Source organism: Stappia sp. 28M-7, from assembly GCF_014252955.1.
GTDB lineage: Bacteria > Pseudomonadota > Alphaproteobacteria > Rhizobiales > Stappiaceae > Stappia.
Genome location: NZ_JACMIA010000001.1, coordinates 3,143,094 through 3,156,656 on the forward strand (window position 1 = coordinate 3,143,094; position 13,563 = coordinate 3,156,656).

Annotated in this window: 13 protein-coding genes and 1 tRNA gene; 11 read left to right on the forward strand and 3 right to left on the reverse strand. The window is 65.0% G+C overall.

Annotation, left to right across the window (positions count from 1 at the left end; all coding sequences use genetic code 11):
- The first annotated feature begins 46 nt into the window (after window positions 1-46).
- From H7H34_RS14015 to H7H34_RS14035, 5 genes are all read left to right on the forward strand, one after another.
- Window positions 47-1,030, forward strand: a complete 984-nt coding sequence (locus H7H34_RS14015) for a TrmH family RNA methyltransferase (protein ID WP_185925539.1) — start codon at window positions 47-49, stop codon at window positions 1,028-1,030.
- Between the two features lie 197 nt (window positions 1,031-1,227).
- On the forward strand, window positions 1,228-3,933 hold the full coding sequence (locus tag H7H34_RS14020; RefSeq protein ID WP_185925540.1) for a TonB-dependent receptor: 2,706 nt from the start codon (window positions 1,228-1,230) through the stop codon (window positions 3,931-3,933).
- Window positions 3,934-3,942: 9 nt separating this feature from the next.
- On the forward strand, window positions 3,943-5,100 hold the full coding sequence (locus tag H7H34_RS14025; protein WP_185925541.1) for a cytochrome-c peroxidase: 1,158 nt from the start codon (window positions 3,943-3,945) through the stop codon (window positions 5,098-5,100).
- A gap of 100 nt (window positions 5,101-5,200) precedes the next feature.
- A tRNA-Thr gene (locus tag H7H34_RS14030) sits at window positions 5,201-5,276 on the forward strand.
- Window positions 5,277-5,404: 128 nt separating this feature from the next.
- Window positions 5,405-6,100, forward strand: coding sequence for an orotate phosphoribosyltransferase (locus H7H34_RS14035; RefSeq protein ID WP_158192949.1), 696 nt, complete (start codon window positions 5,405-5,407; stop codon window positions 6,098-6,100).
- Between the two features lie 12 nt (window positions 6,101-6,112).
- Here the strand turns inward: H7H34_RS14035 and H7H34_RS14040 are convergent, their stop codons facing one another.
- Complete coding sequence (locus H7H34_RS14040) at window positions 6,113-7,012, reverse strand: fatty acid desaturase (protein ID WP_209006225.1); 900 nt, start codon at window positions 7,010-7,012, stop codon at window positions 6,113-6,115.
- 291 nt (window positions 7,013-7,303) lie between these two features.
- Here H7H34_RS14040 and H7H34_RS14045 point away from each other — a divergent pair, with 291 nt between their 5' ends.
- From H7H34_RS14045 to H7H34_RS14055, 3 genes are all read left to right on the forward strand, one after another.
- Window positions 7,304-8,152 (forward strand): transcriptional regulator, encoded by an 849-nt coding sequence (locus H7H34_RS14045; RefSeq protein WP_185925543.1) that lies wholly within the window; start codon window positions 7,304-7,306, stop codon window positions 8,150-8,152.
- Window positions 8,153-8,278: 126 nt separating this feature from the next.
- Window positions 8,279-8,722 carry a c-type cytochrome gene (locus H7H34_RS14050; RefSeq protein ID WP_185925544.1) on the forward strand — a complete coding sequence of 148 codons (444 nt, stop codon included), beginning with the start codon at window positions 8,279-8,281 and terminating at the stop codon, window positions 8,720-8,722.
- Between the two features lie 111 nt (window positions 8,723-8,833).
- Window positions 8,834-9,748, forward strand: a complete 915-nt coding sequence (locus tag H7H34_RS14055; RefSeq protein ID WP_185925545.1) for a c-type cytochrome — start codon at window positions 8,834-8,836, stop codon at window positions 9,746-9,748.
- Window positions 9,749-9,766: 18 nt separating this feature from the next.
- Here the strand turns inward: H7H34_RS14055 and cutA are convergent, their stop codons facing one another.
- On the reverse strand, window positions 9,767-10,090 hold the full coding sequence (gene cutA / locus H7H34_RS14060) for a divalent-cation tolerance protein CutA (protein WP_245165079.1): 324 nt from the start codon (window positions 10,088-10,090) through the stop codon (window positions 9,767-9,769).
- A gap of 70 nt (window positions 10,091-10,160) precedes the next feature.
- Between cutA and H7H34_RS14065 the strand changes: the two genes are divergently transcribed.
- The 3 genes from H7H34_RS14065 (at window position 10,161) to H7H34_RS14075 (ending at window position 12,234) form a co-directional block, all read left to right on the forward strand.
- A complete protein-coding gene (locus H7H34_RS14065; RefSeq protein ID WP_185925547.1) occupies window positions 10,161-10,943 on the forward strand; it encodes an NAD kinase in 783 nt (260 codons plus the stop codon).
- Window positions 10,944-11,042: 99 nt separating this feature from the next.
- Window positions 11,043-11,621 (forward strand): response regulator, encoded by a 579-nt coding sequence (locus tag H7H34_RS14070; protein WP_120267393.1) that lies wholly within the window; start codon window positions 11,043-11,045, stop codon window positions 11,619-11,621.
- Between the two features lie 85 nt (window positions 11,622-11,706).
- On the forward strand, window positions 11,707-12,234 hold the full coding sequence (locus H7H34_RS14075; RefSeq protein ID WP_120267392.1) for an Hpt domain-containing protein: 528 nt from the start codon (window positions 11,707-11,709) through the stop codon (window positions 12,232-12,234).
- Between the two features lie 27 nt (window positions 12,235-12,261).
- On the opposite strand, the gene H7H34_RS14080 is transcribed toward H7H34_RS14075, so the two are convergent.
- Window positions 12,262-13,416, reverse strand: a complete 1,155-nt coding sequence (locus tag H7H34_RS14080) for a DUF2336 domain-containing protein (RefSeq protein ID WP_185925548.1) — start codon at window positions 13,414-13,416, stop codon at window positions 12,262-12,264.
- Between the last annotated feature and the right edge of the window lie 147 nt (window positions 13,417-13,563).

Below are 13,563 nucleotides of genomic sequence, written 5' to 3' on the forward strand. Positions count from 1 at the left end.
CGGTTTCTCCTTGCCGGTGGATCACCTTGCGGATAATCGCTCGCTCATGACACGCTCCGACACACCGGCCGGCCCGTCCGGCACAAACACCAGCCCTGAAGATCATGGTGCAGAGGCGCCCGCGCGCTCGCGCGAGAAGCCCCGCCACGGCGGCGCAGGCGGCGGCAGGGACTACAGGGACGCCAAGGGCCGTGGCGCCAAGGGCGGCTTCCGGAAAGCAGGCGGCAAGCCGGCGGCCCAGGGCGCGGCCCATGATGGAGAGGGGCGCCGCCCCTTCGCCAAGGCCCGCCCGCGCCCCTCGCGCGAGGGAGATGCGCCCGAGGGACCGGTGCTTCTTTATGGGCTGCACACGATCGAGGCGGCGTTCCGAAACTCCGACCGCCGCCGCCACCGGCTGCTGGCGACGGAGAACGCCCAGCGCCGGCTGAGCGAGCGCGGAATCACCTTCGACGTTCCTGTGGAAACAGTGAATCCGCGGCAGCTCGATCACCTCGTGGGACGCGATGCGGTCCACCAGGGCGCCGTTCTGGAGGCGGATCCCCTGCCCGCCTTCGGTCCGCGCGACCTTGCCAGGGCACGCCTGGTGCTCGCCCTCGATCAGGTCACCGACCCGCATAATGTCGGTGCCATCCTGCGCTCCGCCGTGGCGCTTGCCGCCGATGCGGTGGTGACGACCGAACGGCACGCGCCGGAAGAAGGCTCCGTGCTGGCGAAATCCGCCTCCGGTGCACTCGATATGGTTCGGCACGTGCGCGTGAAGAACATGGCGCGCTTCGTCACCGAAATGCGCGAGGCCGGCTTCCAGGCCGTCGCCCTCGACAGCGAAGGACCGGCACGCCTCGAAGAGACGGACCTCAGCGACAAGGTGCTGCTGATTCTGGGGTCCGAAGGCAAGGGCGTGCGCCAGGGCGTGCGCGAGGCCTGTAATGCGCTCGCCCGGCTCGACATGCCCGGCGCCATCGCCTCGCTCAATGTCTCGAATGCGGCCGTTCTGGCCCTTTATGTCACGCGCGCGAAGATGGGGCTCTGAGCCCCTCTTTGCGTCGCGTCGAGACCAAAGAGCCGCCCCCTCCCCCGAAAATACCCTTTGATAGCCCGCCTCTTAATTCTTGACTCAATAACTCAAGTTAAATATTGCCGGCTTCGGGCGCTCGATCGCCCCAGCCAGCTTTTGCGCGAGCCACCCTCTCTACCCTCCCACTCAAGACAATAATTGAGGGCCCCATCGTGCAAAATGCCAAGAAGCGCGCCGCGATCAGCGGTGTCGCGACGATCGTGCTTGCCCTGCCGGCAGCCTCCTTCGCCCAGTCGCAGGCGCCCGCCGTCTCTCCCGCCACATTGGCCAGCGAACAGGCGCAAGACGACTCGGATCCCCGAGCGGCCGGCACTCCCGCAACCGACGACAAAGAGGGCGGCGAGCAGGGTAAGGCCACGCCTCTCAGCCGGATCATCGTCCCCTTCTACGAGCTGCTGAGCCCGCGCAGTCGGGCGGATGTCGGCACGACGACCCTCGACCAGGAAGGGTTCACCGTACGCACGGATGGCAGCGGCGATGCCAACTCCGCCCTGCGCGGCCTGCCGAACGTCCAATACCAGGACGAAACCGATACCGACGCGGGCATCGACGGCCAGAAGATCCTCGACACGCGGCCCGAGCTCCTCTCCATCTCGGGCGGGCGCACCTACGAAAACAACTTCATCGTCAACGGCATCCCGACCAACACGGTCACCGGCTCGGTCGAGCGCTATGGCAACTCGGAGCTGGCCAGCGACACCAATACGCCCAATGCCGACCGCTTCTACGGCCTGCACCCCCAGACGATCTTCGTGCCGTCCGATTTCGTGGAGAGCGCGACGGTGGTCGACAGCAATGCCTCCGCGCGATACGGCAACTTTCAGGGCGGCGTCGTTTCCTACGAACTGAAGAAGCCCAATACGGAACGCTGGACAGGCACGGCAAGCGTCAAGGTCGAAAGCGACAAGTTCGTCAGCTACAACATCGCGACGACCGACGGCACCAATCCGCTCGAGCGCAAACCACCCGAGTTCACCAAGATCAAGTCATCGCTTTCGCTGAGCGGGCCGATCAACGAAATTTTCTCGATGATTGCGCAGTACAGCAGGACCGATGCAACCACCAAGAAGCAAAAAGACTACATCTATTATTCCGGCGACATCAGGGAAGATTCCCTGAATAACTTCTTCAGGCTCCAACTCGACGCCAAAACGGACTACGGACTGTTCTCGCTGGAGGGAATGGTCACCGACTATACGCAAGGGTACGAAAGCCCGAACTGGCGCGACATGCATGTCGACGTCTCCACCCGGACCTATGCCGGCAAGCTCGAGCATTCCTACACGTTCGACACTGTCGAAACGCCGCTCGGCCAGATTCTCGGCCTGACGCTCGACACCAAGGCCGTCGTCTCCCACTCCTCGACGCGGAACCAGACGAACAGCGACACCGCCCGCGTTTACCAGATCAGGGAAGGCACCAGAACCGCCTCCCAATGGACGTCGAGCGATCCGGACATCCTCTCCTGGTGCCGGCTCGACCCGACCTCGACATCGAATGTCATCTGCTACGACGGCGGGTTTGGCGCGAACAAGGTCCAGGAACAGACGCAGTATCTCTTCGGCCAGAACGTCACGGGATCCATCTGGGCCGGCACATTCGAGGCCGGCTTCGACCTGACCCACACGAACGCCCGCCGCGCGCGCGAAAGCGACTTCACCTACTACACCTCGGTGAACACGCTCTGGGACGCCCGCTCCCTCGGGCTCAGCCAATTCACCTGCCTGGGCAGCGAGGCCTGCGGCCCCGATCAGTATGCCGACAAAAAGTCGATCTGGGAGGCTTTCGACAACACGACAACGCTCAACTCGGCGGATGCCTGGCTGCAACTCGAGCAGACCTTCGGCTGGCTGACCGTCCGGCCGGGTGTGCGCCTCCAGGTCGACGACTACCAGAAGAACATCAACATCGCGCCGCGTATCGCCGCGACGATCACGCCCACCGACCGGATCGAGCTCTCTGCCGGGTTCAACCGCTATTACGACGGCGAAAGCCTTGCCTATGCCATCCGTGACAATCAGCCCCGCGGGCAGTCCTACATCCGCAGCCACGACGGCAGCGGCAATGTCACCGACGAATGGACGATGCGCGCAGAGACAGGCGTCTATGGCAACAGGGCCTCGGACCTGCGAACCCCCTTCACGGACGAATGGGTGGCCGGCCTCAAGGTCATCGACCCACTCACCGATGGTGCGTTCCGCCTGCGCTATGTCAACCGCGCGATGAAAGACCAGTACGCGAGGGCGAATCTCGGCAGCAATGTCTGGGAACTGACCAACTCCGGCACCGGGGCCTACGAATCCGCCACCGCGGAATATGCCAAGACCTGGCACATGGAGCGGTTCCGTTTCCTCGATCACCTGACGCTGACCGCCTCCTTCACCTGGTCCGCTCAGGAGCTGTCGCCCGACAGCTACTTCTATGACGAGGACGACCTCCTCGACCGGATCCTCTACAATGGCCGGTCCTATTCGGTCGCAGGCTTCTCCGTCGTGACCGGCAACATGGACATCCCCATGCGCGCCCAGCTCGCGATGATGACGAGCTGGTACGAGGGCCGGTTCAACCTGGGCTTCGCCGCCAACTACAACTTCCCCTTCACCGGCGTCGAAGACACGGGGCGCACGCAGGTGTTCGAGGGCGTTCGCCACGACGTCTGGGAGGACAAGGATTTCGACGGAACCCTCACCGTCGACCTGCACTCCAACCTTGTCCTTCTGCGCGACGGGCACAGAAGCGTCAGCCTCAACCTGGTTGCCAACAATCTCTTCAACGAAATCGGCAACGCGACGGCCAACAACAGCAATCCTTTCATCAAAGGGCGGAGCTTCTGGCTCGGCCTCAGCACCACATTCTGAATAAGAGCAATGCCTTTCTTCCGTTTCTTCGCGGGTCTGTGGGGCCTGTGCCTTGCCGTTGTACTGCTCATGCCGGCGCTTTTGATACAGGAGCGCTGGCAGCGAGCCGGCGACAACAGGCTCGCTTCGACCTTTCCTTCCCAGCCGGACGAAGGAGACTTCGAGGCGTTGCGCAGGGCCTATGCGCGACCGCCGTCCGAGTGGCCTGAGGCTCTGGTCGAACCGGAGGTCGCCTTCGTGGAACTGGGCCCGCTCGAGCAGCGCCCGAACCCGCAAGGCGCCGAGCTCCAGAAGGCGCGCCTCGGGCGCAGGCTCTTCGAGGATCCCCTGCTGTCCGCTTCCGGGCACTTCTCTTGCCAGTCCTGCCACAACCGGCAGCTTGGCTGGGGCGACGGGCTCAGGGTTTCGGTCGGTCACGGGCGCCAGGAGGGGCGGCGCAACGCCCCTTCGCTCTTCGGGGTCGCCTATCGCGACGCGTTCTTCTGGGACGGACGGGCATCAACCCTTGAGCAACAGGCCGCAGGCCCGCTTCTGAACCCTGTCGAGATGGCCAATGAAAGCCTCGATGAGGTGGTCGAACGCCTTCGCGCAAGGCCGGACTATGTCCGCGCCTTCAGCCGGGTCTACGGCGAAATGCCCATCGCCTTCTCGCACGTCGCCGACGCATTGGCCGCCTTCCAGCGCACGCTGGAGCGCGGAACCCGATTCGACCGCTTCGCCGCAGGGTTGCCCGTCCGCTTTTCCGATGAGGAGCTTTGGGGCCTCAATCTCTTCCGCGGCAAGGCGGGCTGCGCCAATTGTCACTTCGGCCCGCTGCTGACCGACCAGAAGATGCACAATCTGGGGCTCACCTTCTTTCGCCGGCGGCTGCAGGATCTCGGCCGCTACGAGGAGACCGGCGATCCGCAGGACGTCGGCCTGTTCCGCACGCCCTCCCTGCGCCATGTACGGCTGACGGCGCCTTACATGCACAATGGAGCCATGCCCCGCCTCGTCAACGTCATCGCCTTTTATGTTCAAGGCGGTGGCCGCATCCGGCCGCGCAACGAGGCGGACGCGGCCGACCCGCTTTGGCCCCACGCGGCGCGCACCTCGCCGCTCCTCAAGCGCCTCGAGCTGGAGCGGGCTGAAATCCAGGCGCTGGTGGCATTCCTCGAAAGCTTGTGAACAGGTGGCGTAATCGCGTGCACAACACGTTTGTTTTTGAGCAAAGCAGCCTTCGAAACGGATGCACGCATCGGAAAGGTGTGCTAAACGCCGCTCCGATGCCGGTATAGCTCAGCTGGTAGAGCACCTGATTTGTAATCAGGGGGTCACGGGTTCGAATCCTGTTGCCGGCACCACTACCTCCCCGATGTTTTCCAGTCCGAACACGGCACGGTCCGCATCGCGGGTCGAACGGTTTCGCCCGGCTGCGCAACAGCCGGGCCGAAGGCGCAACACGGCGCATACAGCAGCGAGAGGACAGCACATGAACCCGATCGGTTTCCCGGATCCCGCCTTCGTGTCACGCCAGACGGCCAGGATGCTGCTCGAGGTCAAGGCGGTCCACTTCCGCGCCGACGAGCCCTACAAGCTGACCTCCGGCCTTGCCAGCCCGGTCTATATCGACTGCCGCAAGCTGATTTCCTTCCCGCGCCTGCGCGCGACGCTGATGGATTTTGCCACCGCCACGATCCTGCGCAATGTCGGCTTCGAATCGCTCGACGCGGTCGCTGGCGGCGAGACGGCAGGCATCCCCTTCTCCGCCTGGATCGCCGAACGCCTGGGCCTGCCCATGCAGTATGTGCGCAAGAAGCCGAAGGGCTTCGGCCGCGATGCGCAGATCGAGGGCGTGTTGAAGGAAGGCGACCGGGTGTTGCTGGTCGAGGATCTGACCACCGACGGCGGCAGCAAGGTCCGCTTCGCCGAAGCGCTTCGCAAGGCCGGTGCCCAGGTCGACCACGCCATCGTGCTCTTCTTCTACGACATCTTCCCGCAGACCTATGAGGCGATGGCCCGCAATGGCCTGACGCTGCACTACCTCGCCACCTGGCGCGATGTGCTGGCGGTCGCCCGCGACGAGAACCATTTCGACGAGAAGACGCTGGCCTCGGTCGAGTCGTTCCTCAACGAGCCGCTGAAGTGGTCCGCCGCCCATGGCGGCATCTCCGAATTCTCGGTCTGAAGCGCCCCGTCCTCACTCTGCCTTTGAAAATCTCTCGCGCTCCAGCCCCCGCGCCAGGACCGGATGTTCCACCGGCTCCTTGGCGCGGAAGGCATGGCGGCGCGCGATCTCCAGATATGAACGGTAGACGTAGCCGCCGTTTTCCGCCCGGAACGCGTCGCGGTGGCGGCGATAAAGACCCGGCAGCCGATACCAGGGAAGAGCCGGAAAGCGGTGATGCACCGCGTGCAGCGAGTTGAACAGGAACAGGAAGGCAAGCGGACCCCGGTCCTCGATGATCACCGTCCGGTGCCCGACCGCCTCTTCCGCCTGATGCTCCAGAAAGGTGCGCACGCACAGGAGCGACCACGCGCCGTAGCAGACCGCCAGATAGGCCGGCAGCGAGAAGCCCGGCAAAAGCCTCAGCAGCCCCAGCAAGACGCCCGCAAGCACCAGGTGCTCGCCCCAGGCACGCATCACGTCCCCTCTTCCCTTCCGCGCGAGATGCCATTCGGCAGCAACGAAGCCCGCCATGCCGATCGCCGGCCCGACCAGCATCCGCCCGAACAGCGTGTTGTTGAAGGCCAAAAGGGCACGCCGGCCTCGCCCTGCGGTTCGCCAGTCGCGTGGATGCAGGTACCAGCTCTCCGGATCCTCGTAAGGATCGGTCAGGCGCGGGTCGTCATGATGGGCGATGTGCAAGGCACGGAACCGCCAATAGGGAACGAACAACCCGAGCGGCAGCCCAGCCAGCAGCGCGTTCAGCCGCGGATTGCGGAACGGGTGGCCGTGCAGCAACTCGTGCTGCAGCGACGAATGCAGCGTGACAATGGGCACGAGGCACAGCCAGAAGAGCGCCGACCAGCCCGCCCCCTGCACCATGGAGGCTGCCGCAACAAGCCCGCCAAACGCCAGATAGACCCCGCCGATCAATGCAAATGTCGGCCATTCGAACGCAGCGCGTGAGAGCAGGTGGGGCTCGACAGCGGCGGGTAAGGCAGCTCCTGCTCCCTCCTGCAAGGTCTGAAGGTCGTGGGGAAAGCCATCGGCGGAGAGGGTTTGCGCGGTCTGCATGCAGCACAGAGTGTCGGAACGCCCGCGCGGAACAATGTGTCGATATCCAAATGCAAATGTGATTTTATTGGAAAATCACGGGGTACATGTAAATTCACAACATTGATGTGAAACTGCATATCCGCAATCGACCGGAAAGGCGCCATTGCGATGACCGGAACCGACAAACGCGAGCTCGCGGCGCTTTTTCGCGAAAGGCTCGGCATCCTGATGGCGCGGCGCGGCGAGCCGCCGAGCCGGTTCGCCGCACGGGTCGGTCTCGACCGCTCTGCGCTCAGCCACTTTCTTGATTCCGCCTCCACCCGCATGCCGCGGGCGGAGGCGCTCTGCGACATCGCCCGCTCGGAAGGGGTCACCACCGACTGGCTGCTGGGGCTGACCCAGAGCGCCTCGGACGCGGCAACCATCGCGCCGGCCATCGAGATCGAACAGGCGGACCACGGTCGCGGCGATACATTGCTGGCGAACTGGCACCAACAGGCGGTCGGCTACAAGATTCGCTATGTGCCGGGCACGATCCCGGATCTGCTGCGCACCGAGGCGGTGCTTGCCTACGAGTTCGGCGCGCCGGAAACCGTCAAGGCCGCAGCAAAGGCCGACCAGGGCCGGCGCCTGCTAGCCTATACGCGCCGTCCGGAGACGGACATGGAGGTCTGCATGCCGCTGCAGACGCTCGACCAGCTGGCGGGCGGCACAGGCATCTGGGCCGGACTGCCCGAGGATGACCGCCGCGAACAGCTCCGCCACATGGCCCGGCTGGTGGACGAACTCTATCCCACGTTCCGCCTGTTCCTCTATGATGCTCGCGCCCGGTTTTCTCCCCCCTACACCGTCTTCGGCCCGCAGCGCGCCGCGCTCTATCTCGGCTCGTTCTATCTGGTGGTGAATTCGGTCGAGCACATCCGCGCACTCACCCGGCATTTCGACATGCTGATCCGTGCCGCCTCCATCGGGCCAGACCGCGCAGCCTCGCATTTGCGCGACCTGGCCAACCGGTAGCAGGACGCGCAGGAGAGCGTTTCTGTCTCACGTCTTCGTGAAATCGGGCATCTTGAGAAGCGATGGGAAATGCGTCGACACTCGCTCGGGCGGCTTGTTGCGCCGCACCTGAGGGAGACACATCACATGCTCAAGTCCTGCCTGCGCACGGTCGCCGTGCTCGCAGCCTTCGCGGCCACCACATCGCTCGCCAATGCCGACCCCATCGAGATCCGCCAGAACATGATGAAGTCTGTCGGCGCCGCCACCGGCACGCTCGGCAAGATGGTGAAAGGGGAAATCCCCTACGACGCCCAGCTGGCCGGAATGGCCATGCGCGTCCTGTTCACCACCCCGTCCGGCTTCGTTACCCAGTTCCCGGAAGGGGCCGATTCGCCGACCAGCGAGGCCGGCCCGAAGATCTGGGAAGACCGCGCGGGCTTCGAGAAGGTCGCCCTCGACATGCAGACCGCCGCCATGGCCGCGATCCCCGCGGCAAGCGAAAGCCTCGATGCGCTGAAGGCCTCCTTCGGCTCGGTCGCGCAGAACTGTCGCGCCTGCCACGAGACCTACCGCGTCAAGAAGAACTGATCTAACAAGGACCTTGAGTATGCCAGACCGCGCGCCGGAGCAGACCCTCCGGCGCGCGGCAAAGGCCTGCCCGTCGGCAGGCCCTCCGAAAGACGTGTCCGGGAGTAGCACATGACCCGCCGCACCTTCCGCCGTCTCGTCGGCGTGTTCCTGCTGCTGATCGCCGCGGGTCTCTATTTCACGCGGCCCGAGCGGGTGGACCCGTCTGCGATTCCCGTACATCAGGCAGACCTTGCCAATGGCGAGCGGATGTTCTGGGCCGGCGGCTGCACCTCATGCCATGCCGCACCCGGCGCGACAGGCAACGACAAGCTGGTGCTTGCCGGCGGGCTTGAAATGAACACGCCCTTCGGCCTCTTCCGGGTGCCCAACATCTCGCCGTCGCAGGCAGGTATCGGCGGATGGTCGGTCAACGACTTCCTGAACGCGATGGTCCACGGCACCTCGCCGGAGGGCCTGCACTACTATCCGGCCTTCCCCTATGGCTCCTACCGCAACATGAAGGCGGAGGACCTGATCGACATGAAGGCCTATCTCGACACGCTTCCTGCATCAGACAATCAGGTGGCCGACCACGAACTTGCCTTCCCCTTCTCCTGGCGCAGCGCGCTCGGCATGTGGAAGCTCCTGTTCCTGGACACCAGCGCGCCCGCTCTTGCCGCAAATGCCGGCGCCGAAGCCGAACGGGGCGCCTATCTGGTGACGGGCGCCGGCCACTGCGCCGAATGCCATACGCCGCGCAATTTCCTCGGGGGACTCGACACTGCGCGGTGGATGGCGGGCGGCCCCAATCCCGATGGCGAGGGAACCATTCCCAACATCACCCCCTCTTCGCAGGGCATCGGCTCCTGGTCGGCAACAGATATCGCCTATTACCTGGAAAGCGGCTTCACGCCGGACTTCGACAGCGTCGGCGGCAGCATGGCCTCGGTCCAGGCGAACTGGGCCAAGGTACCGGCAGAAGACCGCGCCGCGGTTGCCGCCTATCTCAAGACGATCGCGCCGATCCCCGCCGGCGCAAACTGAACCGGCCGCACGCGCGGATCAGCTGCCCTCGAAGGCCTCGCTGCCCGTCTGACGGCGGATCCAGTCGAGGAACGAGGCACTGCCGCCCTCCACGGGCAGCAGCATGACCGCCGGCTCGTCATAGGGGTGCACCTGGACGACCGCCTCGATCGCCTCGCGCGCCCGCGAACGGGTGGTCTTGGCCAGGAACACGACTTCCTGGCTTTCCTCCAGCGCGCCGTTCCACTGATAGATCGACGTCATGCCCGGCCACATGTTGACGCAGGCCGCCAGCCCTTCGCCTACCAGCCGGGCGGCCGCCGCGCGGGCGCTCTCCGTGTCGGGAAAAGTCGCGTAGATCAATCGGATATCCATCTCACCCTGCATCAAAAGACGGGTCCCCAAATTTCCCGGCCCGTGCTACGTCAGAAACATGGACCGCCTGCCGCAGACTATCGAGAAACTGGCCTTCGTCTCAAGCGAGACGGACGAGGCGGAGCGTGCCCGCATCGAACTGGAGAGCCGGTACGGTGCCCATGACCCCAAGCAGGCCGACGTGATCGTCGCCCTTGGCGGCGACGGCCTGATGCTGCAGACGCTGCACCGGTTCATGAATACCGGCAAGCCGATCTACGGCCTCAACCGCGGATCTGTCGGCTTCCTGATGAACGAATACGGCGAGGACGGCCTGCCGGAGCGCATCGCACGGGCCGTGGTCAGCCGCATTCATCCGCTGGTGATGGAAGCGACGGACACGTTCGGGCACATCCATTCGGCGCTCGCGATCAACGAGGTCTCGCTGCTGCGGCAGACCCATCAGGCCGCCAAGCTGCGCATCTCCGTCGACGAGCGCGTGCGGATGGAAGAGCTGGTCTGCGACGGCGTACTCGTTGCCACCCCTGCCGGCAGCACCGCCTACAACCTGTCGGCCCACGGGCCGATCCTGCCCATCGACGCCCAGCTGCTGGCACTGACGCCGATCAGCGCCTTCCGCCCCCGGCGCTGGCGTGGCGCCCTGCTGCCGAACTACGTCAATGTTCGCATCAGCGTTCTGGAAGCGGACAAGCGTCCGGTGAGCGCGGCGGCGGACTATACCGAGATCCGCAATGTCATCGAGGTGCGCGTGCGCGAGGAGAAGAACTCTTCGAGCCTTGCCCTGTTCGATGCCGATCACAATTGGGACGAGCGCATCCTCTCCGAGATGTTCCGCTACTGACCGCGGTAAGTACATCGACTTATTTCGCAAATAATTAAGTTCTGACCGCGATCCTCCCGCGAGGATCTCTTGACGGCGCGCGTGCAGGACTGACGCAAGATGCAGCTACCCCATCTCGACCTCAGCGGAATCCGAGTTCTGATCGTCGACGACAACACCAACATGCGCAGGATCCTGCGGACGATGGTTGCGGGCTTCGGCATCAAGTCCATCTACGAGGCGGAAGATGGCGCCGACGCCCTGGAAGAGATCTCCCGCAACGATCCCGACCTCATCATCCTCGACTGGCTGATGCCGCTTGTGAACGGCAACGAGTTGACCCACCGGATTCGCACCTCGCAGGCGCCGGCCTGCTTCGTCCCGATCATCGCCGTAACGGCACATACCCAGAAGCGCCGCGTGATGCAGGCACGCGACAGCGGCGTGACGGAAGTGATGTGCAAGCCGATTTCCGCCCGCGGCCTCTACCTGCGGATCGCCAACTGCATCCTCAACCAGCGGGACTTCGTTCGCACCAAAGGCTTCTTCGGGCCCGACCGGCGCCGCTTCCAGAACCCCAATTTCCAGGGAGATGAACGCCGGGGGCAGCCGATCGAGGACGGATATGCTCTGGACGGTCCATCGGAACTCCCGCAAAGTCAGTCGTTGCGGGCAAAAAGGGAATCGGCGACAGGATGAAACCGCATTCCCGTGACAGCCTGGACGGTGTGTCATTCGGCGGCAAGGCTGGCGGAGACGACGCGCAGCGGGAGCGAAAGAACAGATGAGCAGCGACCCGACCAAGCAGAATGCCGGCTACGAACTGGTGAAACCGCCGCGTGACCTTCGCGCCAAGGTCCGGGTGCTGAGCGAGCGCGAGGCGGCACGATTCGACCCGGTCAAGTCGGCCGAGGCGGCGCTCCAGCGCCTGTCCCATGATTTCGACGACTGGATGGCGAGCGAAGCTCTGACGCTGTCCGAGGCCTGGACCGATATCCAGGAGAACGGCATCGTCGATACCGAGCGCCGCCAGGTCCTGTTCCGGGCTGCCCACGACATCAAGGGCCAGGCGAGCACCTTCGGCTACCCGCTGGTCGGCTCCGTCGCCGGCAGCCTCTGCCATTTGCTGGACCATGTTCCGGCGGAAAAGCTGCCGCTTACGCTCATCGCCCAGCATGTCGAGGCGATCCGCGCGATGGTCGCGGAGACCAGGCAGCAGGAAGAAAATCCCACCGCCAAGGCGCTGGTCGACCGGCTCGCCGACGTTACCAACGACTATATTTCCCGGCACGGAGACGGCGAGGAGGATTGAGCCTCCCCGCCCGGTTCTCGTCCGGTGTCAGGCTGCCGCAAGCGTGCGGTCGACATAGGCGCGCGCCGCCTCGCGCGCGGTCTCGGCCGAGAAGCGGCGCAGCATGACCACCAGGTCGTCCGCTTCGACCCCATCCTGCGATTGATAGCGCTCCAGCACCTCGGCGATCAGCAGCCGCGCAACGGCCGGGTTCGACGGGATAACGAGGTCGGGCGAGATTTCGCGGGCAAGATCGCGCCATACGCCCACCGCGACCTGGATCAGCGCATGGGTGCGCGGCGGCAGTCCGGCGCGCGCAAGCAGCGCCCGCACGGCAAGCCCCCTGCCCGTCTCCATCACGCCGCGCACACGCTCGCTGCCCATGCCGGAAAGCCGCGCCAGCGCCGCGTTGAACAGGCGGATATTGCCGGTGCACAGCGCCCGCAGCAGCAGGCCTGCGGTCAGCTGTCCCGATTCCAGAAGATGCCCGACCAGCGCGTCCGTTTCCTGCGGTCCCGCCTGGTTGGCAAGGCTCACGGTCGCCCGTTCGCGCGCCTCCGTCACGACCGCGCGGGCCCGCTCTTCCTTCAGGCCGAGGCGCACCAGCGGATGGTCGCTCAACAGGTCGCCAACCTGCTTCAGCAGCATCTGGCGGATCTCGATGGGAATGCCGGGGCGCGCCATCAGCGCCTCGCGTAAGGTCGCGTCCTTGCCGTGGCGCTCGACCAGGCGGACCAGACTGAAACGCGGGATGTCCGCCGTGTCGTTCTCGGCAAGCGCCCGGCACGCCTGAAGCGAGCCGACCTCGGCGACCGCCGCGGCCACCTGCACCGACAGATGGAACCGCCGCGCCACAGCCGCGGGCAGCGGGTCAGCGAACCCACCGATCGCGTCCACCAGTTCGGCATCCAGAAGCACGGGCGAACGCTCCAGAACGGGCAACGCCACGTCCGGCAGGTCGTTGACCAGCGCCAGCACCACCTCGCGCGGTGCCTTGTCGCTGCGCGACAGCGCCTCAGCGAGCGCGCGGCGGACCTGTACCGCCGGATCGTCGAGAAGGATGATCATCGCCGCTTCGGCCGCATCGCGGTCATCCGCGGACATATCGGAGTAGAGATAAGCCTTGGCGAGCGCGCTTGTCGCCTCCGCCCGCCGGGCCACCGGCGCATCTGCCATCCAACGCAGAAACTGATGCACGATCATGATGCGTAGTCCCCTGGGTTGCGCCGCGTGTCGCCGCGCAGGTCACCAGTGTGGGGCAGAAACGCTTAAAGCTTCGTTCACCATAAAGCCTTCGTTCACCATGATCGGCCGTGCAAAAGAAAGACGCGCGAACCGCCCGGTCCGCGC

Excerpts from the sequence above, each read along its gene's own strand:
- H7H34_RS14015 (WP_185925539.1), top strand. The coding sequence starts at position 47 with ATGACACGCTCCGACACACCGGCCGGCCCGTCCGGCACAAACACCAGC.
- H7H34_RS14025 (WP_185925541.1), top strand. The coding sequence starts at position 3,943 with ATGCCTTTCTTCCGTTTCTTCGCGGGTCTGTGGGGCCTGTGCCTTGCC.
- H7H34_RS14035 (WP_158192949.1), top strand. The coding sequence starts at position 5,405 with ATGAACCCGATCGGTTTCCCGGATCCCGCCTTCGTGTCACGCCAGACG.
- H7H34_RS14045 (WP_185925543.1), top strand. The coding sequence starts at position 7,304 with ATGACCGGAACCGACAAACGCGAGCTCGCGGCGCTTTTTCGCGAAAGG.
- H7H34_RS14050 (WP_185925544.1), top strand. The coding sequence starts at position 8,279 with ATGCTCAAGTCCTGCCTGCGCACGGTCGCCGTGCTCGCAGCCTTCGCG.
- H7H34_RS14055 (WP_185925545.1), top strand. The coding sequence starts at position 8,834 with ATGACCCGCCGCACCTTCCGCCGTCTCGTCGGCGTGTTCCTGCTGCTG.
- H7H34_RS14065 (WP_185925547.1), top strand. The coding sequence starts at position 10,161 with ATGGACCGCCTGCCGCAGACTATCGAGAAACTGGCCTTCGTCTCAAGC.
- H7H34_RS14070 (WP_120267393.1), top strand. The coding sequence starts at position 11,043 with ATGCAGCTACCCCATCTCGACCTCAGCGGAATCCGAGTTCTGATCGTC.
- H7H34_RS14075 (WP_120267392.1), top strand. The coding sequence starts at position 11,707 with ATGAGCAGCGACCCGACCAAGCAGAATGCCGGCTACGAACTGGTGAAA.
- H7H34_RS14080 (WP_185925548.1), bottom strand. The coding sequence starts at position 13,416 with ATGATCGTGCATCAGTTTCTGCGTTGGATGGCAGATGCGCCGGTGGCC.